We start from the raw sequence: 24,365 nt of genomic DNA on the forward strand, positions 1-24,365 counted from the left end.
ACACCGGAATTCATACCTGAATTCCGGGAGGGAGACAAGCTTCCTCTTGCGCAAGTAGGGCATGGAAATGGGCGAACAGGTGCGTGTCTTCCGGCGGCGTGGGGGCAAACGGGGCGTCATTGTCCAGGATATCCTCGCAAATGCGCATGAAATCGCGGGAGGTTTTCGCCCTTTTCATGTAATGGTCAAAGGAATAGGGAAGCCCGCGCGCGGTGTAAACCAGGTATTTTTTCATGCGGTGGATGTGTTTTTCCTCCACATAACGCTCCTGCATTTCCAGCGTGCGCTCATGGAGGCGGCGGATGTAATGCAGCACGTCCCGGAAGGTGGGGGAAGCAGGGACTCTACCCTGGAAACGGTCGTGAAGCTGGGAAAATATCCATGGATTGCGCAGGGCCGCGCGCCCGATCATCAGGCCTGCGGGCCGGGCCAGCCGCACCCACGCGTCCGCCGTGGCCGCATCCACAATGTTGCCGTTGGCGACCACCGGACAGTCCAGCGCTTCCACGGCCCATTTTACCCATTCCGGATGCACCGGGGAGCGGTAGCCTTCCCGTACGGTGCGGGCGTGGATGCACACCCTGTCCGGGGTGTGGGCGGCAATCACGGGGAGAATGCGTTCAAACTCGTCCGGATTCTCGTATCCCAGGCGGCATTTGACGGTGAAGGCCCCGGCGGGAAGAACGTCCCGGAGCGCGCCCAGGGCCGCGTCCATGGCCTTCAGGGAGCGCAGCATGCCCCCTCCGGCGTTTCTCCTGCACACCATCGGGGCGGGGCAGCCCATGTTCAGGTCCACCCCCGCGCAGTCGTGCTCCATCAGGGCCAGCGCGTCCCTCGCCAGGTACTCCGGCTCATGGCCCACGAGCTGGCCGTAAATGGGGCGCCCCGTGGGATTTTCATCAATGGAGCGCAGGATGTATGGCGACATCTTTTTATGATGGGCCACCGTTCTGAAATACTCCGTGATGAAATAATCCGGCAGTGAATTCAAGTCCTTCAACGTCTTGAGGAAAGCCAGATCCGTCACATCTTTCATGGGGGCCAGGGCCAGGAGCATGCGCCTGTGCATACCGTGAAAAGCCCCGGTTGGCAAGCTGTGATTGTCTTGACGAAAGAAGGAAAGTGTGGAAGCTGTGAGCATGAATCAGGACTCAACCCGCAAAGCCAGAGTGAATGTGAGACGAGCCGAGGTGATGGAACAGGTGGAGAAGGAAATCCAGCAGCATTACCAGAGTGAATTGATTTCCCATATCCGGTCTGCGGGCAACGTGTACAACCTGGGCCACACGGAATTTTTCCTGGCGAGGGAGTTTGGATTCTGCAACGGCGTGCGCCGCGCCATAGACATAGCGTATGCGGCCCGCAGGGTGTTCCCGGACCGGCGGATTTTCCTGATCGGGGACATCATCCACAATCCGGAGGTAAACCGGCAGCTGGAGGAAATGGGCATTCAGAAGCTTCCCTGGAAGCAGCTTGATTCCTCCTATGACCGGATTGCCGCGGACGACGTGGTGATTATTCCCGCGTTCGGCGTGCCCACTCCCTTCATGGATGCGCTGGAGGAAAAGGGCGTGCAGATTGTGGACACGACCTGCGGGGACGTGATGAAGGTCTGGAAAAGGGTGAAGAATTACGCCGCCATGGGGATTACCTCCATCATTCACGGCAAGGCCACCCATGAGGAAACCAGCGCCACGGCCTCCCGGGCCCTGGGGGAACGGGGAAAGGGGAAATACCTGGTGGTTTACGATCTGGAGGACGCCCGCATCCTGTGCGACTACATGCTGGGCCGCGGAGACCGCGAGGCGTTCCTGAAACGGTTTGAAGGCTGTTATTCCCCGGGATTCGATCCGGACCGGGATCTGGAGGAAGTGGGCATCGCCAACCAGACCACCATGCTGAAGACGGAGACGCAGACGCTCCAGAGGATGGTGAAGGACGCCGTCGTCCAGAGGGACGGGGACGATGATAATTTTTATGTGTTCGACACTATTTGCGGCGCTACCCAGGACCGCCAGGACGCCCTGTACGAGCTGTTGAAGAACCCTCTGGACGTCATGTTCGTGGTGGGCGGCTACAATAGTTCCAACACCACGCACCTGGTGGATATCGCCAAGGAGCATGTGCCCACGTATTTCATTGAATCCGCAGAAAGCATCAAATCCATCCAGTACGTGGATGCCTTTGACACGGAAACGCGGGAAGTCCGCCGCATGACCACGGAACCGGTGGTGCAGAATCTGGGCAAATCCCTGAAGGTGGGGATTACGGCGGGCGCTTCATGCCCGGCCAACCTGATTGAGGCCACTATCCTGCGCATTGCAGAATTGCGCAAGTAGCGGCGCGCATCCGGAGCTGGAGGGATGCGGAGAAATGGGCACGCCTTCCACCGGGAAGGCATCTGCCGTTTTTCTCACGAAAACGGAGCGGTGGCCGAACCCGCGGGAGAGGAAAACAGAGAAACAGGAATACGGCGGAAAACGGCGCCGGGCGGGACTCCTTAATTTTCCAGGTCTTCCGGGGTGACGGAACGCTGTTCCCGGGAGGCAAGCAGTACGGCCTGTTCCACGACGTACTCCGTATTGGAGTCGAAACGGTAGGCGTTGCAGTTGGGACACACGGCAGTGGTCAGGGACACGATGGAGCCGCAGGCTTCGCAAACCTTGAAGTCCCCGGGACGGTCAATAATCAGTTTGGCTTTATCCAGGCGGGATTGCTGCATGGGAGGGGAAAATAAAACAAGCCGCTCAGCAGAACAGAGCGGCTTGCCATAAAGATCGTCAGAAAACCGAAGTGAAAACTCAGGCGATTTTTGCGATGGCCTTGGCGGCCTTGCTCTTGTAGTTGGCGGCGCGGTTGGCGGGAATGGTGCCCACCTTGGCGGCCTTGTCAACGGCGGAGGAGAAAGTGTTATAGGCAACGGCAGCGGCTTCCTTGTCAGACGTTTCCACCGCAGTGGCAATCTTCTTGCGGAGGGTCTTCAGCTTGGAGGACACAGCGCGGTTGCGGGCGGTGCGGGTTTCTGTCTGACGGATGCGCTTGAGTGCGGATTTGGTATTGGCCATGTTTTAAAAGAGGTTCGGTTTCCGTTTCGAGGTGGCAGAAACATTAGAATAACAGGACAAAATGTCAAGCTCTTGATATATTTTTTAAGGCATTCCTCCTAAGCGCGGGCAGACTGCGGGCTTTACCGGAAAAAGGGTTTGTGGCATCCTGTGCCTCCGTTATGAAGAAACGCGTGGATTTGCCTGAAAAAAAATATGAAGGATATATTTTTGATCTGGACGGCACCCTGGTGGACAGCATGCCGCTCCATTACAAGGCATGGCGCAAGGCCCTGGCCCGTGCGGGGGCGCCGGACCGCGTGTTCCTGGCGGATGAATTTTATTCCTGCGGCGGTAAATCCGCCAACGACGTGGTGCGTTTTCTGAATGAACGGTACGGCATGCACATGGATGCTGCTTCTACCGCTGCGGACAAGCGCCGAATTTATCTGGAAATGCTGGAAGAGGAGGGCATGCAGCCCATCCGGGAGGTGGTGGAATTCGTGCATTCCCTGGGAGACGCCCCCAAGGCGATCGCCACGGGAAGCGCCATGCCGGGAGCGTCCCGGACGCTGGCCGCCGCCGGACTTTCAGGTCTCTTTGACGTGATTCTGACGCCGGATGAAGTGGAGCATGGCAAGCCTGCGCCGGACATGTTCCTGAAAGCGGCGGAACTTCTGGGGGCATCCCCGGACCGCTGCGTGGTTTTTGAAGACGCGGAACCCGGCATGGAGGCCGCCGCAGCCGCCGGAATGGACTGCGTGCACGTCCGCCGCGCGTCCCTGGCCTGATTCCCTCTCCAGCGGCTTCCGCAGAGGGGCGCTTTCCGGCCTTCCCCTCCTCCCGGGATGCACGCCTGCATTTTAATGAAAAGGCTTCACATTACGCCCGGAATGCGCTAGAACCTTTTTTCCTATTGAACAAATAAAATATTATTTGCACATGAGCACAAACGACAAAACATCATCCGCCCCGACGAAAACCCGCATGACAGGAGCCGAAGTGCTCGTGGAATGCCTCGTGCGTGAAGGTGTAGACGTCGTCTTTGCCTATCCCGGCGGCGCCAGCATGCCGATTCACCAGGCCCTGAGCCATCAGCCCAAAATCCGGACCATCCTGCCCCGCCACGAACAGGGCGGCGCGTTCGGCGCGGAAGGCTACGGCCGCGTTACGGGCAAGGTGGGCGTCTGCATCTCCACTTCCGGCCCTGGCGCCACCAACATGATCACCTCCATTGCGGACGCCTATCTGGACTCCACTCCGCTGGTGGCGATTACGGCGCAGGTCATGCGTTCCCTGATCGGCCGCGGCGCCTTCCAGGAGACGGACGTGTTCGGCATGACCGCCCCCATCGTGAAGCACAGCTATCTGGTGACGGAACCGGAAGAACTGCCCCGCATCATCAAGGAAGCCTTTTACATCGCCTCCACGGGCCGTCCCGGCCCGGTGGTGATTGACATGCCCAAGGACGTGCAGGAAGCCGTGTTTGCGCCGGACTTCGACATGGAGATGGACCTCCCCGGCTACAACCCCGTGCTGCCCGTTCCCACGGAAAAGCTGGAAGAACTCATTCCGCTGATTGAAGGCGCCAGCCGTCCCGTCATTTACGCCGGCGGCGGCATCATCTCCGCGGAAGCCTCCGCGGACCTGCTGGAATTTGCGGAACGCTCCCAGATTCCCGTGGCGACCACCCTGATGGGCATAGGAGCCATGCCGGAGACCCACCCTCTTTCCCTGCGCTGGCTGGGCATGCACGGAGCCGTGTTTGCGAACAACGCCGTGAATGAAGCGGACCTGGTGATCGCCCTGGGCGCCCGGTTTGACGACCGCGTGACCGGCGCCGTCAACATGTTCTGCCCGGACTCCACCATCGTCCACATTGACATTGACGCCAGCGAGATCAACAAAAACAAGAAGGTGGCGCACCCCATCCGCGCGAACGTGAAGGACGCCCTCCAGGTTCTCAACGCCGCTCTGGCCGCTCAAGGCTGGGAACGCAAATCCTCCGGCTTTACCCGCACTCCGGAATGGTTCGGAGTGATTGAAGACTGGAAGAAGCAGTACCCCTTCTCCTATGAAGACCGCAAGGGCTATATCTCCCCGCAGGCCGTCATTGAGGAACTCTACCGCCAGACGGCGGACAAGGATCCCATCATCTGCACGGGCGTGGGCCAGCACCAGATGTTTGCCGCCCAGTTCTTCAAATTCGACAAGCCCCGTCGTCTGGCTACCTCCGGCGGCCTGGGAACCATGGGCTACGGCCTTCCCGCCGCCATGGGCGTGTGCCTGGCCTGTCCGGACAAGCTGGTGGTGAACATTGACGGAGACGGCTCCATGCTCATGAACATTCAGGAGCTGGCTACCATTCACGTGGAGCGCCTGCCTGTCAAATGCATCATCCTGAACAACCAGCACCTGGGCATGGTGGTGCAGTGGGAAGACCTGAAGTATGACTCCAACCGGGCCCAGACCTTCCTGGCGGACCCGCACGACAGCTATGACCCCACCCACAAGACGGAAGACGTCATCTACCCGAACTACCCGCTCATCTGCGCCGGATTCGGCGTCAAGTGCGAGCGCGTGCTCCGCATAGAGGAACTTCCGGCGGCCATCACCCGCATGATTGAATCCCCGGAGGCGTACGTGCTGGACGTAATGGTTCCTCACGACGTGCATGTGCTGCCGATCATCCTGGGCGGCATGAGCTACAAGGACGTGATTCTGGAACGCATTGCCGGGGACGGCTCCGCCAAGAAGGCGTCCGAACTGGGCAAGGAAATTCCGACGGCCCTGTAAGGAATATTCCGTCATTCATTCGTTAACGGGAGCCGTCCGCAAGGGCGGCTCCTTTTTAATGGCAGCGGAAACCGGAGGGGAATTCGGCTTCCGGCAATGGGGAAAACGGCACGCCGCCCGGGAGGCCTGTTGTTTTTGTGTCTCCATGTTGGCGGCTCCGGGGATGCACGGTTCTGTTTGAAGGAACATGGAAGATGTTGCTGGACGCGGCAGAGGGGAACGGCTAGCATCAATGAACCAAGTTGAATGCAAGCCGGACCGGACGCGGCGAAGATGGAATATTACGGAATAACGCCGCGTCTGATGCCGCCTTGCGCCAACCCCAAGCTCACAGAAAATTCCCGGGAGACCGGCGCTTGCTGCAAGTGATTGGGAAATGGATATTGACAAAAGAATCACCTCTTATCGGACCTGACCGTATCCGGCTTCCGCATCAGGTTGGCGCAAACCCCTTGCTGCGCCCTTGATGCTCAACCCGTATCCTTCAGGCCGTCGCACCCTCACGGGTGCGTGGATTGAAACAAGAGTCGGATGCCATGGCCCTGGTCAGCGACACGTCGCACCCTCACGGGTGCGTGGATTGAAACTTATGTTGTTGATGACAACATGCAGGAGCGGAATGTCGCACCCTCACGGGTGCGTGGATTGAAACTTTGCTACGATGGCGACGCCGCCGGGACAATAGGTCGCACCCTCACGGGTGCGTGGATTGAAACGTGGTCTTTGAACAAATGACGGGCGAAGAAATTGGTCGCACCCTCACGGGTGCGTGGATTGAAACATTTTTTCTCTTGCGTTACTATAAATTTTATAGTGTCGCACCCTCACGGGTGCGTGGATTGAAACCATCTCCAGAAGCCCATAGGAAATAAACTGGGCGTCGCACCCTCACGGGTGCGTGGATTGAAACGACCATTCGCAGGCTGAACCGGCCCAAAACCTGCGTCGCACCCTCACGGGTGCGTGGATTGAAACCGTCACCTCGCCGGAGAGTCCCAGCTCTTTTGCCGTCGCACCCTCACGGGTGCGTGGATTGAAACTTCTGGGTGGCCGTAAGCTCGGAAACCTCTATTGGTCGCACCCTCACGGGTGCGTGGATTGAAACTTCAAGGTTCGAATATGGGTCTCCGTTTTCAGGAGTCGCACCCTCACGGGTGCGTGGATTGAAACTAAAAACTTTTACATACTTTTTTTATCGACATTTTGTCGCACCCTCACGGGTGCGTGGATTGAAACTCTTCACGACACCCGGGGGGTCCGCCCCCGCGTAGGTCGCACCCTCACGGGTGCGTGGATTGAAACCCGTTCCTTCTGAAGCGCATCCGAGTGACGGAAGGTCGCACCCTCACGGGTGCGTGGATTGAAACCAGCTCCTTGATTCTGGTCTCCTGTTGGGCGACCGTCGCACCCTCACGGGTGCGTGGATTGAAACAGAGTTAAACCCCTTCAGGCCGCCGGAACCCTTGGTCGCACCCTCACGGGTGCGTGGATTGAAACTCGTCAACTCCGCTCTTTGTAACGCGGCCAAGGAGTCGCACCCTCACGGGTGCGTGGATTGAAACCCGGGAGCCAAGACAAAGCGGCTTGTCCATGTCAGTCGCACCCTCACGGGGTGCGTAGAATGAATAGTGCAGTTGTTTTTAATGATGTCTGCATGGTAAGGGAGGTGATTATTATGATAAATGGTTATTTATTGAATATTCTTTTAAGGAGGATTTTTATGTTGGGGAGGACGCCGGATGAACAACTTTCCGGATGGTTTATTATGGTTTCCGGACAGCCTGTCCGGAAAAGGGAAGCAGGCAAGCGGTGCATTTCCTGCGGCATGGGATTTTTTTCCGCGTTCACAGTTTGTGATGGATGAAGCCGGAGCAATCCAATATAAAGATAAGATGCATATAGACTGGTTGAATGATTTTTTGGAATGGACGCCTATTTTGCTGATGGTGCTGGTAGCGGTCGTTTTTCTGGTGGCGCTGAAATGGAGAAGCGGCAGGATGAAGAAGTTTCTGGAGGAGTGGAAACGTAAGATCGTCCGGCAGGCGGAAGCCGGGAATCCCTCCGCCCAGTTCCGTCTGGGGCGCATTTACCAGGAGGGGGACGGCGTGGAGAAGGACCCGGACCGGGCGGAGGATTGGTTTCACAGGGCGTTGCCCGGGTTGAAGCAGAAGGCGGATGCGGGAGATGCGGATGCCGCCTTTGACCTGTATGATTGTTTTCATGAAGGTCTGGGCGCGGAGAAGAGCGATACGCAGGCCCTGCACTGGCTGCAGCTTGCAGCGGAGCAGGGCAAGCCGGAGGCCATGTTTGACCTGGCCCTGGAGTACCGGGAAGGCGGCCTGGTGGAGAAGAATGAGGATTTGTTCATGTACTGGCTGCGTAAGGCTGCGGAAGCGGACGAGAGGGACGCCCAGTACCTGCTGGCCGCCTGTTATGAACACGGCAATGGAGTTCCGCAGGATTTGAATCTTGCACGGGAATGGTATGACCGCGCGGCGGAAGGAAAGGATTCCGGTACGGAGGAGGATCCGGAGCGCGCACAGGGGAAATAGGAGGCGGCGAGCCTCTTTCGGCTGGACAAATGGGGAAGCGGGCGACACTCTAGGCGTTTCATGGAGGGCATACGCTATTACAACCGCTACACGGGCAGGGAAGAACGGGAACAGGTGCTGGGGGAGAAGTACCTGCAATGGATTTACGGCACTTCCACAGGCCGGGCTGCACTGCATGTCCTGATCAAGCGCGGCGTTTTTTCCCGTCTGCTGGGGTGGTTGAAGAACCGTTCTTCCAGCGCGCGGTCCATCCCCTCTTTTGTGGAGGAGTACGGCATCAATATGGAGGATTCCCTCAAGGGGATGGGAGAGTTCAAGCATTTCAACGATTTTTTCTACCGCCGCCTGAAACCGGGAGCTCGCCCTCTGGCCGGTGGGGAGGATACGGCCGTTTTTCCCGCGGATGCCCGGCACATGGGCTGGGAACGCGCTGACCGAATCAAGAGCGTTTTCGTGAAGGGGCAGAGTTTTGACCTGCCCGCCCTTATGGGGAGTGAAGCGCTGGCCGGACGGTATGCGGAAGGCGCCGTCGTTTTGTCGCGCCTGTGCCCCACGGATTACCACCGTTTTCATTTTCCGGTGTCCGGGGTGCCCGGCCCGTGGACGAGGCTGGGCGGTCCGCTGGCGAGCGTGTCTCCGTACTGCCTGCGCCGCCGGCTGGCGTGGCTATGGACTAATAAAAGGAATTTGACCCTGATCCGGTCGGAGTTGTGGGGAGAGGTCGCCATGCTGGAGGTGGGCGCCACCGGGGTGGGGCTGATTGAGGAGACGTATGTTCCGGACGTTCCCGCCGCAAGAGGGGGGGAGAAGGGGTATTTTGCCTTTGGAGGCTCCACGGTGATGTGCTTTTTTGAACCGGGCAGAATACGCCTGGCTCCCGACCTGCTGGAAAAGACGGCGGAAGGCATGGAGTTGTTTGCCCGTCAGGGAGATATGATGGGCGTCTCTGCGGAGTAGCTGCGGTCCGGGAAGGGGTGCGGCCATGATGTCTCCGGATTATGAATCCGGAGTCAAGCTTACAAAATTGAAAGAAAAAGGTTTTGGAGAATTTGAGCTTGTCCATATCATGGGAATTGTCAGAGGGTGTTCCTGATGTAATGGGCTTTCTTTTCGTTCCAGTAATGGTTAATAACCGTCTTTACGCTTCGGCGGCGCCCTCCATCAGGGCGGGAGGCCCTGGCTCCCGGGAGATATGCGGCTGTGAAAGGGGACGGTGGAAGTGTGGATGGATTGTGGCTTTGCGGCACTGGCGCCTGAAAGCGGCAGAGTTCCTGCTTTTCGTTGTTGAAACTCTTTCTGGAGCATAGCGGAAGTTTTTTTTAATAGCCGTCACTGCATTCCGGTGAGGGCATCCATCAGAGCCGGGAGGTCCTGGACTACCAGACGATATGCGGCCGTAAAAAGTGAATGTGGGAAATGTTGATGGAATGTCCATTTGGAGTTTTTTCCAGCCAAGCCGGAGCCTGGAGAAAGACAGCTTTTCCGGATTGTAGAATCTTTAACGGATTCATAATCCGCTATTTCCTTGGGCAACGGGTTCCATTCCGTATTTCACCCATTAATAAGAATAAATTTATGAAGTGCCTATGTATTCTTGGTGTTCTGGCCAGCCTGGCAACGGCACAGGCGGCTACTGTGTTGAGCACGACGACCAAGGACGATCCTTCCACCCTGACTTCCGGGGGATACGGAGCCTATTACGGTTTTTCCTTTGACCTGGACCACATGCTTCTTTCCTCCGGGGAAGGGATTTCACCGAATTCCACGGTGTTCCTGCAATCACTGGATATTGCCAAGGCGACGAACAGAACGGATGCCACCGACGGGCTGTACGTGACGATTTTTTCCTCCGCCGCTACCAAGGACGGAACGACGTTCGTGGGGCAGTCCACGACCACCGTTGACATGGCCGGAGATGGCGCCGGAGACGGAGCGGCCTCCTGGGAGAAGGCCGTGTTCAATAATTTGCAGCTTGATAGCGGCGTAACTTATTACGTGGCTTTTACGACGACGCAGATTTCAGATGCCACCAGTTGGGGTGATGTGAGCTTTTCCTCCGCCAGGTTGAGGCTTGGCAAGGAAGCCGACGGCGTGGACATCGGGGATGTGTATAAGAATGCGGGCTTTACCAGTACGGAGGGTTCCGTATGGGGACCGGCGTTGAGGGCGGAAGTGACGCTGGCCGCCGTGCCGGAACCGGCTTCCGCCTCCCTCGGCCTGCTGGGGCTGGCCGCCCTGCTGATGCGCCGCCGCAGGTTCTGATTAACGGAGCCATGAATGAAAGAGTCCGGCACTCCTCCCGGGAATGCCGGATTTTTTGATTTTCCGGAATAACGGGCTGGGTAAGGACCGTTCGCAGGTTACTTCATTTCCGCAATGGCGCGGGCCATGTCCGGAGCCTTGAAGGTGGAGGAGCCCGCCACCAGCACGTCCGCCCCGGCCAGGGCGCACTGCGCGGCATTGTCTTTGCCGATTCCTCCGTCCATTTGAATCAGGAAAGGGGCCTGGTGCTCCGTGCGCCATTCGGCGGCTTTTTCCACCTTGTCCAGCACGGAGGGCATGAAGGATTGTCCGCCGAAGCCCGGCACCACGGACATGACCAGCAGCAGGTCTATTTCCTCCAGGTAGGGAACTACGGCGTCAAAGGGCGTGGCCGGGTTGACGGCCAGACCGTTTTTCACTCCGGCTTTCCGGATGCGCCTGAGGGTGTCGCGGATGTAGTGGGGGTCCCCCAGCTCTACATGGAAGCAGATGAGGTTGACGCCCGCTTTGACAAAGCGGTCAAAGTAGTGGTCCGGCCGTTCAATCATCAGGTGGGCATCCAGGAAACGGTCCGGCCCCACCGCTTTTCTGACGGCGGCGCAGATTTCCGGGCCGAAGGAGATGTTGTCCACAAAGTGGCCGTCCATGATGTCCAGGTGTAGCCAGTCGGCTCCGGAGTCAAAGGCACGGCGCGCTTCCTCCCCGATGCGGGAGAAGTCGGCGGCCAGCAGGGACGGGGCGATCATGGTCATGATGGCAGAGTCTTTCCGGGGTGTCAGTTGGCTACGATGTTGACCAGGCGGCCGGGCACGACAATTACCTTGCGCACGGTGACGCCGTCCAGGAAGATTTTTACCTTGGCGGAGGCCAGGGCCAGCTTTTCCAGTTCTTCCCGGGAGATGTCCCTGGGCACTTCCAGCTTGTCCCGCAGCCTGCCGTTCACCTGGATGACCATGGGAACGGTGTTTTCCACCAGCAGGGCTTCCTCCCAGACAGGCCAGTTTTTCTGGCAGAGCTGCGTTTCCGCCAGGGCGGGGAATTTCGCTTGCAGGCGGCTGTGAATTTCTTCCGTGAGATGGGGGGCAAAGGGGTTCAGCAGCGTCAGGAAGGCGTCATAGTCCTGTACGTCCACCACGTCCGCGGAGGTCATGGCGTTGGTGCATTCCATCATTTTGGCGATGGCGGTGTTGAAGGACATGTCATTGATGTCTTCCGTCACTTTCCTGATGGTTTTGTGCAGTTCCTTGCGCACGGGGAGCACGGCGGCTTCCGGAGCGTCCGCCGCCAGCTTGGGGTTGATTTCCCATTCGCCTTCCTGGTTTTCCCGGAAGGCCACGCGCCAGACGCGGGCCAGGAAGCGGGAGATGCCTTCCACCCCCTTGGTGGCCCAGGGCTTCACGTCCTTGAGGGGCCCCATGAACATTTCATACAGGCGCAGGGAGTCCGCTCCGTATTCGCGGACGATGTCGTCCGGGTTGACGACGTTGCCGCGGGACTTGGACATTTTCTGGCCGTCTTCCCCCAGGATGAGGCCCTGGTTGACGAGCTTCTGGAAGGGCTCGCTGGTGGTGAGGTAGCCCAGGTCAAAGAGAACCTTGTGCCAGAAGCGGGCATAGAGCAGGTGGAGCACGGCGTGTTCCGTGCCGCCCACGTACAGGTCCACGCCTCCGGGGTTGCCGGTGGAGCCCATCCAGTATTGTTCCGCCTCACGGCTGACGAAGCGTTCCGTGTTTTCCGGATCCAGGTAGCGCAGGTAGTACCAGCAGGAGCCGGCCCACTGGGGCATGGTGTTCGTTTCACGGTGGGCCGTGGGAGTGTACGCAATCCATTCCGTGGCCCTGACCAGCGGGCCGCGGGGGTCGCCCGTGGGGGCGAAGTCGTCCAGATCGGGCTGGAGCACGGGGAGTTCGCTTTCCGGCAGGGCGCGGTGGCGGCCGTCTTCCCAGACGATGGGGAAGGGTTCCCCCCAGTAGCGCTGGCGGGAGAAGAGCCAGTCACGGAGCTTGTAGTTTACCTTGCGGCGGCCCTTGCCGTTTTCCTCCAGCCAGAGGATCATTTTTTCCTTGGCTTCCGGAGTGGGCAGCCCCGTCAGGAAGCCGGAGTTCACGCTGGCGCCTTCATAACCGCAGAAGCCGCGCCAGTCAATGTCTTCACTGGGCGGCTGGACCACCTGGAGAATGGGGAGGCCGAATACCTGGGCGAAGGCGAAGTCGCGTTCGTCATGGGCCGGAACGGCCATGATGGCTCCCGTGCCGTAACCCATCAGCACATAGTCCGCAATCCAGACGGGGACCTGTTCCCCGTTGGCGGGGTTGACGGCATAGGCTCCGGTGAAGACGCCCGTTTTTTCCTTGGAGAGGTCCGTGCGTTCCAGGTCGCTCTTGGAGGCGCACTGGGCGCGGTACTGTTCCACGGCGTCTTTCTGTTCCGGCGTGGTGATGGTGTCCACCAGCGGGTGTTCCGGGGAGAGGACCATGTAGGTGGCTCCAAAGAGGGTGTCCGGCCTGGTGGTGTAAACGGTGATGGTTTTCCCGTTCAGGGTGAAGTCCACTTCCGCCCCTTCAGATTTGCCTATCCAGTTGCGCTGGAGCAGTTTGATGGATTCCGGCCAGTCCAGCGGCTCCAGTTCGTCAATGAGGCGCTCCGCGTAGTCCGTGATGCGCAGCATCCACTGGCGCAGGGGGCGGCGTTCCACCCGGTGGCCCTTGGATTTCCATTCCTCCACTTCCTCGTTGGCCAGGACGGTGCCCAGGTCCGGGGACCAGTTGACGGCCGCTTCCGCCACGTAGGCCAGGCGGCGCTGGTCGATTTCCTCCCGGCTCAGCCCCTGTTCCTCCAGTTCGGAGACGGGGCGCGCCTTTTTCAGTTCCCTGTTGTAGTAGGAGTTGTAAAGCTGGAGAAAGATCCACTGGGTCCAGCGCACGTATTCATGGTCCGTCGTGGCTATTTCCCGGTCCCAGTCATAGGAGAAGCCCAGCATCTTGAGCTGGCGGCGGAAGTTGTCAATGTTTTGGAAGGTGGTGACGGAGGGGTGCTGCCCGGTCTTGATGGCGTATTGCTCCGCGGGAAGGCCGAAGGAGTCCCACCCCATGGGGTGAAGGACGTTGAAGCCGTTCATGCGCTTGAAGCGCGCCACGATGTCCGTGGCGGTATACCCTTCCGGATGGCCCACGTGCAGGCCCGCGCCGCTGGGGTAGGGGAACATGTCCAGCACGTAGTATTTGGGTTTGGACGCGTCAAAGCCCCCTTCTCCGGGATTGCTTACTTTAAAGGTTTTCCTTTCGTCCCAGATCTGCTGCCATTTGGGTTCAAAAACGTCAAAGGGATATGGTTTCTTGCGCTCGGACATGATGGGGAGGAATGTATACTCCGCCTGCTGGCCAATCAAGCCTAAACCCGGTGGCGCAAAAGCGTTTCCGCCGCTTCCCGGAGGATGATGCCTTTTTCCGGAAAAAAGAGGAAAGACCAGAGGTTGCTTGTGCGTATTTTTAGGTTGAAAGGATTTTGACGATTATATTAAATATGCTGCGACCATGAAGTTCTCCGCCTGTCTCCTGTCCGCCGCCTGCGGCGCGTTTTCCCTGCTTGCCGGGGCGTCCGCCCAGAGCAATACTTCCCACCCCGTTTCCGGAAAGAAGCCCAATATCATCGTTTTCCTGGTGGATGACATGGGCTGGCAGGATACGTCCCACCCGTTCTGGTCCGACGACCGGGGCAACCCGAAGAAGACGTTCCTGAACAAGCGCTACCGCACGCCCAACATGGAGAAGCTGGCCGCGCAGGGCATGACGTTTACGGATGCGTACGCCCATCCCCTCTGCACGCCTTCCCGCGTGAGCCTGATGTCCGGCATGAATCCGGCGCGGCACCGCGTGACCTGCTGGGTGAGGGAGCAGAACGGAACGACGGACCGCAACAACAAAAATCTCCAGCCGCCGGACTGGGCCCTCAACGGCCTCCAGCCGGTCGGGATTCCCGCCCGGGGGACGACGAAACGCCCCATTTCCGGGGAAGACATGCATTACAACATGACGCGCCCCTTCGTCACAGCGGCCACGCTGCCGGAGATGCTGAAGAAGTGCGGCTACGTCACCGTGCACTGCGGGAAGGCCCATTTCGGCACCCAGGGAACGCCGGGATCCAACCCGTTGAATATGGGGTTTGACTACAATATTGCGGGTACGGAGATCGGTCACCCGGCAGATTACCGCGGTTCCAAGCATTACGGAAAAGGGTTCAACCATGTGCGCGGGCTGGATGAGAATAATTATTACCAGGACGACGTATTTTTGACGGAGGCGCTGACTCTTGAGGCCCTCAAGCGGCTGGAAGCCATCAGGACCAATCCGAAGGAGGCCGGCAAGCCCTTTTACCTGTACATGGCCCAGTACGCCCTGCACGCCCCGCTGGATGAACGCGCCTACGACAAGAGGTTTGCGGATTCCTACAAGAATCCGGAGGACGGGCACAAGTGGTCTCCGGTGGAGAAGCATTATTCCGGGTTGATCGAGGGGATGGACAAGAGCCTGGGGGATATCATGAAGTACCTCAAGGAGCATGACATGGACAAGAACACGGTGCTGGTGTTCATGTCGGACAACGGCGGCCTGGCCATTTCCGGCAGGCTGGGCAATGAGGACGCCAATTATCCCCTTTCCTTCGGCAAGGGATCGTGCATGGAGGGCGGCATCCGGGAGCCCATGATCGTTTCCTGGCCCGGCGTGACGAAGGGCGGTTCCAGGTGCGCTGTTCCGGTGGTGATTGACGACTTTTTCCCGACCCTTCTGGATATAGCGGGATGCCGGAACGCCAAGGTTCCGCAGAAGCTGGACGGCCTGAGCCTGGTCCCGCTGCTCAAGGGAGGCCGGTTCCCTGCGGACCGTCCCCTGCTGTTCCACCAGCCCAACAACTGGGGGGAAAACAATCGTCAGGCTCCTCAGTACGGCGCTTCCACCGCCCTGCGCCACGGGGACTGGAAGCTGATTTACCGTCACGGGAACCAGAGCTTTGAGCTGTACAATTTGAAGAAGGATATCGGTGAAAAGGAAAACCTGGCTGCCAGGGAACCGCGGAAGTTGAAGGAAATGGCCGGCCTGATGGGCAAGCTGCTCCGCGAGCGGAAGGCGCAGATGCCCACCTACAAGAAGGGTAATGAACTGGGCGCGCCGGAAGGAAGCTCCGTTCCGTGGCCCGACCAGGTGAAGAAGGGCGGGAATTGAGATTCCGCAGCAGTTTCCGGTTTCTTTTCCATCAGGGCCGGCAGATGTGCCTCTGGTGAAGGCGGGTGAATGGGAATGCCCTGCTTCCGGCAGGGCATTCAGCTTGTGACCGCCTTTGCCGGAAGGGCAGTTTCCCCATGAAACGGGCTGTTCACAGGCGCTTTTCTCCGCGCCGCGTTCCTGTTCTGAAAAGACTTGCGGTAAGAGCCGCCAATTTCTGCGGCTTCCGCATGAACAGGCGGACGGAGGGCGTACGCTGTTTTGATTAACGGACTTTTTTCAATATCCGTTCGCTGGCCCTCAGTTTCTTTTCATCTGCCGCAAAGGCTTGCGGCGCTCCATGCGGTCCGCGTGGAATCCTCCGGGCTTTTCAGGCAAGCCATTTTTCCGCAGGCTGTCCATGGAAAAACACGGGAAAACGGCGTATTCCCCGGGACGGCCATTCTGCCCCCATCCGGGCAGGGAGCCTCCCTGCCTTTCCTGCGGTAGCTTTTCCGATATTCAGCGGAGGAAGTTTCCCCTTCCCGGAAATACGGTCCCGCTTAAAAACGCATTTTTTCCATTCTCTTTTTTCAGGATGGGGAGAAGGTGAAAATAACGGCAAACTTGCTTTTGTTCCGGAGGAACGGGGATAAAAAACGCTCCGCCGTACGTGCCGGCGGAGCGTGATGGAAATTAAGGCGATGGCATCCCCGGAAGGGGAGGCATCTTAAAAGTCGTCGGAAGCGGCGTCATCCGTCGCCGTGGCGTCGCCGCCTTCAGTCGCGTTATCCGCAGCGGGAGTTTCTTCCGTTCCGGTAGCGTCTTCCGCAGGAGTTTCCTCCGTCGTGCCGGGTTCGGCAGCCGGAGCTGCGGCAGGCTTGGCGGCGGGGGCGGCAGCCGGAGCGGTTTCCTTGGGAGGAACGACCACCTTCACGGCGGGGGGCGCCGGAACGGGCGTTTCCAGGCCGTCAGCCTTGCGTGTGCTGACGCGGAGGCCGTCCGCATAGGCCAGGTTTTTCAGGATGGCATAGCCCAGGGCGGGAGCGCGGTCCGTCGTGTTGACCAGCATCTTGAAGTGGTTGTTGACGGACATCTTGCGGGCGTCCCTGCCATTGCGGAAGGGAATGATGCCCACCAGGTTGCCGTCATTGTCAATGCAGATCGCCCAGTAGGAGCGGTCCACCTGGATGAAGTACTGCGGACGGATGTAGTCCATCGTTTTCCATTCGGCTCCCTTGATGTATTCCTCCATGGCGCGGCGCGCATTGGCCGGCATGCCGCCCCAGTCGGCGTAAACCCTGGTGGTCAGCGTTTCACGGCCGTTGTACCCGTGTACGGAAACGTGCTGGGCAGTAGCGAATTGACGGGCGTAGCTCTCGGGAGAGGTAGGTTGGCAGGAGCTGGTGAAGAGCGCTGCTCCGGCGGTCAGGATGCAGGCTGCTGCAGTGGTGAAGGGATGAATGTTAGTCATGGCAATCGCAATGGTTACGTTATAAAAGAGGAAAACACATCCCATTTCAAGGAAAAGAATGCAGGAAGTGCCGATTTGTGGCGTTTTTTGACGTTTCCGTTTGATGAGGGGAACCGCGCAGGCGCGGCGGAAGCCTTTCATGCGTGCCGCCTTGAGGGTATGATGGTAGATTACTCAAATTTTTCTCGCAAATCGTTCTGAATCGCTTAGGTTGTCGTTGCTTTATGTCCGCCTTCGTCATCAGCGAGTCTGCCCTGGAACGCAACGCCCTTATCCTGAGGGATGTGGCGGATGCCGCCGGGTGCCGTATCGTGCTGGCTCTGAAAGGTTTTTCCTGCTGGCCCTGCTTTGATGCCCTGTCCCCCTGGCTGGACGGCTGCTGCGCGTCCGGCCTGTGGGAGGCGCGGCTGGCCCGGCGCAGGTTCGGGAAGCATGTGCTGACCTATTCTCCCGGCTATGCTTCGGAAGAAATAGCGGAGCTGGCGGAGATTTCCGACCACCTTGATTTTAACAGCCTGACGCAGTGGAGCCGCTTCCGGGAGGAGGTGATGCGGCATCCCCGCTTTCTTTCCGGGGAACTGAAGTGCGGCTTGCGCGTCAATCCCCGGTTTTCCACCGGCCACACGCCCCTGTATGACCCCTGCGCGCCCGGCTCCCGCCTGGGCGTCACGCCGGACGTCATGCAGGGGGCGGATTTGGCCGGTATTTCCGGCCTTCATTTCCATACCCTGTGCGAACAGGGGGCGGATGACCTGGCGGCTACGCTGGGCGCGGTGGAACGGCACTTCGGCCACATCCTGTCCCGCCCGGAGATGACGTGGCTGAACATGGGCGGGGGCCATTGGATTACCAAGCCCGGCTATGACCGGAAGCTGCTGGCGGAGCTCGTCCGCCGCATTCGCGAGCGCTACGGGGTGGAGGTCTGGCTGGAGCCGGGAGAGGCCGCAGCCATTCATACCGGCGTGCTGCGGTGCAGGGTGCTGGATATTTTTTCCTCGGAAGGGGTGGAGCACGCCGTTCTGGATGTTTCCGCGTCCGCCCACATGCCGGATACGCTGGAAATGCCCTACCGCCCGGACGTATTCCAGATTGTCCGGGACGCCTCCCTCCGTTCCGCGCGGCAGCCCGCCGTGCAGATGGCCGGGGAGAGCTACGCGCTGGCGGGGAACGCCGGGGAGGGCTCCCATACGTACCGCCTGGGCGCGCCCACCTGTTTGGCGGGAGACCGGATAGGGGATTATTCCTTTGCGGAGCCCCTGGCGGCGGGCGACGAACTTGTGTTTGACGATATGGCGCATTATACGATGGTGAAGACCACGTTTTTCAACGGCGTGCGCCACCCGGACATCGCCGTCCAGAGGAAGGACGGCTCCGTGGAGACGGTGCGCCGCTTTACTTATGAAGATTTTGAAGCCCGCCTGGGCTAGAACATTTGACCAGACAGATTGACATGGCAGCAGCTAAAGAAGGCATCAAGCAGAAAGTCCGGGGTTGGAGTCATCATGATTCCGCAGATTTGTACGGCATTGACGACTGGGGGAACGGTTATTTCCGGATCAACAAGAAAGGGGAGGTGACCGTACGCCTGAACGACGAGGACGGCGGGAAGAAGGATATCAGCCTGTGCGACCTGCTGGAAGGCCTGAAGGAGCGCGGCACCACCGTTCCCGTGCTGTTCCGTTTCCGGGACCTGCTGCGCAGCCGCATTGCGGAGCTGAACGACAGCTTCCGGAAGGCGATCAAGGAAGCGGATTACCAGGGCAAGTACCAGGGTGTCTACCCCATCAAGGTGAACCAGCAGCGGCAGGTGGTGGAGGAGATCGCGGAGTTCGGCACCAAGTATGATTACGGTCTGGAGGCCGGTTCCAAGCCGGAGCTGATTGCCGCCATGGCCCACATGCACAATCCGAATGCCTACCTGATTTGCAACGGGTACAAGGATGACGAGTTCATTGACCTGGCGCTGACGGCCCAGAAGATGGGGCTGAATATTTTCATTGTGCTGGAAATGCCTTCCGAGCTGGACGTGATTCTGGAACGCGCCCGGAGGATGGACATCCGCCCCAATCTGGGCGTGCGTATCAAGCTGGCGGCCAAGGGGTCCGGCCTGTGGCAGGAGTCCGCGGGGGACAAGTCCGTGTTCGGCCTGAACGCGGCCCAGGTGGTGGACGTGGTGGATAAGCTGAAGCAGGTGGATGCGCTGGATTGCCTGAAGCTGCTCCATTACCACCAGGGTTCCCAGATTCCGAATATTTCCGTGGTGCGCGAGGGGCTGACGGAGGCCGCCCGCATTTACGTGGACCTGGTGAAGGAGGGAGCGCCGCTGGGCACGCTGGACATGGGCGGCGGCCTGGCCGTGGATTACGACGGGTCCAAGACGAATTTCCATTCCTCCTGCAACTATTCCATTGCGGAGTTCGCCCGTGACGTGGTGGAGGTGGTGGGGGATATGTGCACCAAGTACGAGGTGCCCCATCCCACGCTGGTGACGGAGTCCGGGCGTGCCGTGGTGGCCTATTATTCCGTGCTGGTGTTCAACGTGCTGGACGTGACGAGCGCGCCGGGCGAGGAACCGCCGCCCGAGCTGCCGGAGGATGCGCCGGAGCTGTTGAAGGCTTTTGCGGATACGGACCGGACCCTGGCCAGGAAGAACATGCAGGAGTGCTACAATGACGCCTGCTATTACCGGGACCAGCTGCGCGCCCAGTTTTTTTACGGGAACGCCACCCTGCGCCAGCGCGGGCTGGGAGAGGCCTATTACTGGCACATCCTGAGCCGCATTTCCCGCATGCTGGCGGAGATGGAAACCATTCCGGAAGACCTCCGGGAGCTTTCCTGCTCCATGGTGGACTTTTATTACGGCAATTTCTCCCTGTTCCAGTCCCTGCCGGATTCCTGGGCCATCCGCCAGCTTTTCCCCGTGATGCCTCTGCACCGTTTGAACGAACGGCCCACGAACAAGGCCGTGCTGGCGGACATTACCTGTGACTGCGACGGGAAGATAGACCATTTCATCGACCGTGAGGACGTGGCTACCGCTCTCCCCCTCCATGCCATCAAGCCCGGAGAGGACGATTATTACATAGGCGTGTTCCTGGTGGGGGCCTATCAGGAGACCCTGGGAGACCTGCACAACCTGCTGGGGGATACGAACGTGGTGGGCGTGCACCTGGAAGGCGGCCGCCCCGTTTACACCCATGAAGTGGAGGGCGATACGGTGGCTGACGTCCTTTCCTACGTGGAGTATGACCCCAAGGAGCTGATCAACAAGTTCCGCACGTTTGCGGAACAGGCCGTAGCCGACGGGAAAATATCGCCGTCAGAACGCCGGAGGGCTCTGGAAGTGTTCCGTTCCGGCCTGAACGGATATACCTATTACGAGCTGTAGGAAACGGCCTTTTTTCCATGCCCCGGCAGGGAAAAGGGCCTTCCGTTCCAAAGCGTTTTTCTCTTTGCCCATCAGGCCGCCGGCGGTTCTTCCGGCGGTTCCGTCTCCGCAATGACCTTGGCCGGCGTCAGCCCCCAGAAGCGCGTGGCCGTTTGCGGGGAAATGCCTTTCATGTTCAGGTACCGCGTGCGGAGCAGGGAGGAGGAGCGGTGGCCCATTTCCATTTGCAGCAGGTTGTAGTCCTTGAAGTGCTTGGCGTGATAGCTGGCATAGGTATGCCGCAGGCAGTCAGGCACCCATGATTTCTTTCTTCCGCCCCAGCCGGCTTTTTTGCGGATTTTGCGCCACTTGATCGTCCAGCCCTTCGGGCAGATGGGCGTGCCGGGTCCGGGCTTGCTTTTGTCACGGCAGAATTTGAGCCATTTGGCAAGCACGGGCAGGATGGTGACGTGTCTGGCGCCTCCGGTCTTGGTATGCTTGGAGTTCAGGATCACGCAGCCGTCGCGGATGGCGATGTTTTCCCAGAGCAGGCGTTCCACTTCCTGCGGACGGATGCCCGCAAAGATCATCAGGGCCGCTCCAGCCACGCAGCTTCCGTCAAATTCATCCATGCACGCCTTGAGAAGCTGGGTCACTTCTTTCAGCGTCAGGGCGGGAATTTCCTGCTCCCGCAGGAAGGGCGTATCCACGCGGAGGATGGGGTTTTCATCACACCATCCGCGCTTGACGGAGAAGGAGAAGATGCCGCTCAGGATGAGCCTCGCCTTGTGCCTCTGACGGGACGTGGTGAAGGTGTTCATCAGGATGCTCTGGCATTCCTCCACGCTCAGGTTCCGGAGGGGCGTGTGCTCCAGTTCCGGGTTGCTCTTCTTGAGCTTGTGGATGATGCTCCTGATGTCCGTCAGCGTCCGGGGACGGCGATGGCTTTTGGAACGCAGGCATTCCACGGCCGCCGTACCGAAGCTGACGGTATGGTGTTTGTTCTTGATGGCGTTCAGTCCCAGGGAGACGACTTCCCTGCACCGGGTGATGGTGCAGATTTCATCTCCCAGGGCCTCCTTGATTTCCAATACCAGCCTTGCAGCCTGGATCAGGGTGACTGATTCCCCTTCCAGAAGCGCGGCTCCAACGTATTTCAACTTATTTGTATTCGGTGCTTTTCTCATACTCATTCCTCGTGTTTGTACAAACACGGTTTTAATGAAAAAGGCCATCCTTATAGTAAAGAAAACTTATGCTTTCCATCGGAAAACGCGTAACCGTAAAGGATATGTTGTTACTTATGTTTTCTTTGATCCGATCGGAAAATCAAAGTTTCTGGTAGTGCAGGAACCGAAAATGTTAGAAAGCATGGTTATGTTCATGAATGTCAAATTGAACACTATCCATTTGACGCCAATAAATTCTTGTTAGAAGAAGGGGAGAACTCCCCCGCAGGATGAAAGTATTTTACATGCCTGAACGTATGAGATAAATTATTCCGCTGTACCATGAACATCAGAATTCACTCTTTCAACGTATCGTGTGCCGGGCTGTGCTGCGCCCTGGGCTCCTTTCTGGCGGCTGATGCCCGTGAGGTCCATTCCCTGAACGGCTCCTGGGATTACAGCTTCAACGGAGGCTCTTCCGGGAAGGTGGCGGTTCCCCATACCTGGAATGCGGAGGATGCCGCGGACGGCGTGAAGGGGCAGCGCGGAGACGCCAAGTCCGTCAACAGCGACGCCTACCGGCGCGGCTCCGCCGTTTATTCCCGCACTCTTCCGGTGGCCCCCAGGCCGGGCAAGAGGTATTTCATCCGCGGCGGAGGCGCCAGCATCGTTTCCGAGGTTTCCGTCAACGGGAAGCCTGCCGGCAGGCATGAGGGGGCGTTTACCGCTTTCTGTTATGAAATCACTCCCCTCCTGAAACAAGGCGCCAACACGGTTTCCGTTCTGGTGGACAATACGCAGCGGGAACATATAGCGCCCCAGCGCGGGGATTTTTCCATGTTCGGCGGCCTGTACCGGCCCATTGAGCTGATTGAAACGGACGGCGTGTGCATTGACCCCCTCTTTTACGCCTCCCCCGGCGTCTTCATTACGACGAAGTCCCTGGATAAGTCCAAAGCGGAGGTGGAAGTGAAGACCCTGCTGAACTCGGACGGGAAGGCGCGGGACGTGGATGTAGCCGTGGAAATCCTGGACATGAAGGGCAGGAAGGTGGCCGGAAAGACGGTGAAAGCCGCCGGGGAAAAGAAGAACCTGGAGGTTCCCGTAACGCTGGCGATCGCCAAGCCCGTGCTCTGGAACGGAGTCAGGAATCCCTACCTCTACCAGGTGAAGACTTCCATCAGGACGGCGGACGGCCAGACGGACGAAATAGTGCAGCCTCTGGGCCTCCGGACCGTTTCCGTCGATCCCGGGAAGGGCTTTGTCCTGAACGGGAAGCCCATGCAGGTCAAGGGCGTCAGCCGCCACCAGGACATGAAGGGGAAGGGCTGGGCGCTTTCTCCGGAAGATGAGGCGCGGGACATCCGGCTGATTGCAGACATGGGAGCGGACGGCTTGAGAACGGGCCACTATCCCGCCTCCAGTAATGTTTACGACCTGTGCGACAAGACGGGGCTGGTCGTCTGGTCCGAGGTGCCCAACGTCAACCTGGTGCGTGATACGCCGGAGTTCCGGGAGAACAACCGCCTCCAGGCCCGGGAAATGATTTACCAGCACTGGAACCACCCCTCCATTTGCATGTGGGGCATTTTCAATGAAATCGGCCACCAGCCGGAGGCTTCCTCCAAAGGGGTGGACATGGAGGCTGAATTGACGGAACTGAACAAGTTCGTGAAGGAGACGGACCCCTCCCGCATGACAGTGGCGGCCAGCAACCAGGCGGGCCGCAAGAAGCTGAACAATATTCCGGACCACATCGCGTTCAATACGTATCCCGGCTGGTACGGGGGCGGCCCGGAAACCATGAAGGGGAACCTGAACGGCTACATCCGCGATTACGGCGGCAAAATGGGAATCGCCGTCAGCGAATACGGCCATGGCGCCAGCACGGGCATGCATGAGAATCCGGCCAAAAGGCCGTCCCCCACGGGGTTCTGGCATCCGGAGGAATGGCAGTCCCAGGCGCATGAGATCAATTACAAGTGCATCAGGGAGAGGCCGGAGGTGTGGGGCTCCTTTGTCTGGAACATGTTTGACTTCGGTTCCGCCTCCCGCTTTGAGGGGGAAAGCCCCGGCATCAATGACAAGGGGCTGGTGACCTATGACCGCAAGACGCCCAAGGACGCCTATTTCTTCTACAAGGCCAACTGGAGTCCCCAGCCGACTGTGTACATTACGTCCCGCAGGTTTGCGGAGCGCACGGAAAAGACGGTGCCCGTGAAGGTTTACAGCAATGCCCCTGCGGTGAAGCTGGCCGTCAACGGGAAGGCCGTGGGAAGCGTCAAGCCGGATGAATTGAAGCGCGCCGTCTGGCCTGAAGTGACTCTCAAGCCCGGTGTCAACACCATCACGGCCACGGCCTCCGTGGGCGGGAAAACGTACACGGATTCCTGCAAATGGACCTTGAAGCCTTCCGGGGGGGAGGAAGGAAAGAAGGATTCCGAGCGCTATCAGGACCCTTCCATCAACAAGTACAAGTAAGCAATCCAGCACCTGACCCGAG

At 59.0% G+C, this 24,365-nt stretch carries 17 protein-coding genes and 1 CRISPR repeat array; of the genes, 10 read left to right on the forward strand and 7 right to left on the reverse strand.

The annotated features are described in order from the left end of the window. Nucleotides 1–10: 10 nt before the first annotated feature. Nucleotides 11–1,069, reverse strand: coding sequence for a tRNA dihydrouridine synthase (locus M8N44_RS02355; protein ID WP_180976225.1), 1,059 nt, complete (start codon nt 1,067–1,069; stop codon nt 11–13). A gap of 70 nt (nt 1,070–1,139) precedes the next feature. On the opposite strand from M8N44_RS02355, the gene M8N44_RS02360 reads away from it, so the two are divergent. Further along, nucleotides 1,140–2,339, forward strand: coding sequence for a 4-hydroxy-3-methylbut-2-enyl diphosphate reductase (locus tag M8N44_RS02360; protein ID WP_022396705.1), 1,200 nt, complete (start codon nt 1,140–1,142; stop codon nt 2,337–2,339). Nucleotides 2,340–2,500: 161 nt separating this feature from the next. Here M8N44_RS02360 and M8N44_RS02365 read toward each other — a convergent pair whose 3' ends face one another. Together M8N44_RS02365 and rpsT are read right to left on the reverse strand one after the other, a co-directional pair. After that, on the reverse strand, nt 2,501–2,722 hold the full coding sequence (locus M8N44_RS02365; RefSeq protein WP_022396706.1) for a hypothetical protein: 222 nt from the start codon (nt 2,720–2,722) through the stop codon (nt 2,501–2,503). Nucleotides 2,723–2,801: 79 nt separating this feature from the next. Next, nucleotides 2,802–3,065: a 30S ribosomal protein S20 gene (rpsT, locus tag M8N44_RS02370; RefSeq protein ID WP_022396707.1), complete on the reverse strand. Its 264-nt coding sequence runs from the start codon at nt 3,063–3,065 to the stop codon at nt 2,802–2,804. A gap of 161 nt (nt 3,066–3,226) precedes the next feature. Here rpsT and M8N44_RS02375 point away from each other — a divergent pair, with 161 nt between their 5' ends. The 5 genes from M8N44_RS02375 (at nt 3,227) to M8N44_RS02395 (ending at nt 10,654) form a co-directional block, all read left to right on the forward strand. Then, the gene (locus M8N44_RS02375; protein WP_102728294.1) at nt 3,227–3,835 is read left to right on the forward strand and encodes an HAD family hydrolase; all 609 of its coding nucleotides are present in this window, start codon (nt 3,227–3,229) and stop codon (nt 3,833–3,835) included. A 151-nt stretch (nt 3,836–3,986) separates the two neighbouring features. Further along, nucleotides 3,987–5,840, forward strand: a complete 1,854-nt coding sequence (gene ilvB / locus M8N44_RS02380; RefSeq protein ID WP_102728295.1) for a biosynthetic-type acetolactate synthase large subunit — start codon at nt 3,987–3,989, stop codon at nt 5,838–5,840. Between the two features lie 491 nt (nt 5,841–6,331). Continuing rightward, nucleotides 6,332–7,402: direct repeats of the CRISPR family, unit length 31 nt; unit sequence GTCGCACCCTCACGGGTGCGTGGATTGAAAC. 330 nt (nt 7,403–7,732) lie between these two features. Beyond that, nucleotides 7,733–8,392 (forward strand): tetratricopeptide repeat protein, encoded by a 660-nt coding sequence (locus tag M8N44_RS02385; RefSeq protein ID WP_180970939.1) that lies wholly within the window; start codon nt 7,733–7,735, stop codon nt 8,390–8,392. A gap of 60 nt (nt 8,393–8,452) precedes the next feature. Next, entirely contained in the window at nt 8,453–9,349 is an 897-nt protein-coding gene (locus tag M8N44_RS02390) for a phosphatidylserine decarboxylase (protein ID WP_102728296.1), read from the forward strand. A gap of 618 nt (nt 9,350–9,967) precedes the next feature. Continuing rightward, on the forward strand, nt 9,968–10,654 hold the full coding sequence (locus M8N44_RS02395) for a PEP-CTERM sorting domain-containing protein (RefSeq protein WP_180975168.1): 687 nt from the start codon (nt 9,968–9,970) through the stop codon (nt 10,652–10,654). 98 nt (nt 10,655–10,752) lie between these two features. Here M8N44_RS02395 and rpe read toward each other — a convergent pair whose 3' ends face one another. Together rpe and leuS are read right to left on the reverse strand one after the other, a co-directional pair. After that, the gene (gene rpe / locus M8N44_RS02400; RefSeq protein WP_022396713.1) at nt 10,753–11,406 is read right to left on the reverse strand and encodes a ribulose-phosphate 3-epimerase; all 654 of its coding nucleotides are present in this window, start codon (nt 11,404–11,406) and stop codon (nt 10,753–10,755) included. Between the two features lie 23 nt (nt 11,407–11,429). Further along, nucleotides 11,430–14,003 carry a leucine--tRNA ligase gene (leuS, locus tag M8N44_RS02405; RefSeq protein ID WP_102728436.1) on the reverse strand — a complete coding sequence of 858 codons (2,574 nt, stop codon included), beginning with the start codon at nt 14,001–14,003 and terminating at the stop codon, nt 11,430–11,432. Nucleotides 14,004–14,187: 184 nt separating this feature from the next. On the opposite strand from leuS, the gene M8N44_RS02410 reads away from it, so the two are divergent. Then, nucleotides 14,188–15,873 (forward strand): sulfatase, encoded by a 1,686-nt coding sequence (locus M8N44_RS02410; protein WP_249852996.1) that lies wholly within the window; start codon nt 14,188–14,190, stop codon nt 15,871–15,873. 709 nt (nt 15,874–16,582) lie between these two features. Here M8N44_RS02410 and M8N44_RS02415 read toward each other — a convergent pair. After that, nucleotides 16,583–17,326 (reverse strand): hypothetical protein, encoded by a 744-nt coding sequence (locus M8N44_RS02415; protein ID WP_146017735.1) that lies wholly within the window; start codon nt 17,324–17,326, stop codon nt 16,583–16,585. Nucleotides 17,327–17,550: 224 nt separating this feature from the next. Here M8N44_RS02415 and nspC point away from each other — a divergent pair, with 224 nt between their 5' ends. Together nspC and speA are read left to right on the forward strand one after the other, a co-directional pair. Beyond that, on the forward strand, nt 17,551–18,753 hold the full coding sequence (nspC, locus tag M8N44_RS02420) for a carboxynorspermidine decarboxylase (RefSeq protein ID WP_102728299.1): 1,203 nt from the start codon (nt 17,551–17,553) through the stop codon (nt 18,751–18,753). Between the two features lie 23 nt (nt 18,754–18,776). Beyond that, the gene (speA, locus tag M8N44_RS02425) at nt 18,777–20,714 is read left to right on the forward strand and encodes a biosynthetic arginine decarboxylase (RefSeq protein WP_022396718.1); all 1,938 of its coding nucleotides are present in this window, start codon (nt 18,777–18,779) and stop codon (nt 20,712–20,714) included. Nucleotides 20,715–20,785: 71 nt separating this feature from the next. On the opposite strand, the gene M8N44_RS02430 is transcribed toward speA, so the two are convergent. Beyond that, complete coding sequence (locus tag M8N44_RS02430) at nt 20,786–21,853, reverse strand: tyrosine-type recombinase/integrase (protein WP_180970937.1); 1,068 nt, start codon at nt 21,851–21,853, stop codon at nt 20,786–20,788. 351 nt (nt 21,854–22,204) lie between these two features. On the opposite strand from M8N44_RS02430, the gene M8N44_RS02435 reads away from it, so the two are divergent. Continuing rightward, nucleotides 22,205–24,343, forward strand: a complete 2,139-nt coding sequence (locus M8N44_RS02435) for a glycoside hydrolase family 2 protein (protein WP_102728300.1) — start codon at nt 22,205–22,207, stop codon at nt 24,341–24,343. Nucleotides 24,344–24,365: the final 22 nt, after the last annotated feature.

It is taken from the genome of Akkermansia massiliensis (assembly GCF_023516715.1).
Taxonomy (GTDB): domain Bacteria; phylum Verrucomicrobiota; class Verrucomicrobiia; order Verrucomicrobiales; family Akkermansiaceae; genus Akkermansia; species Akkermansia massiliensis.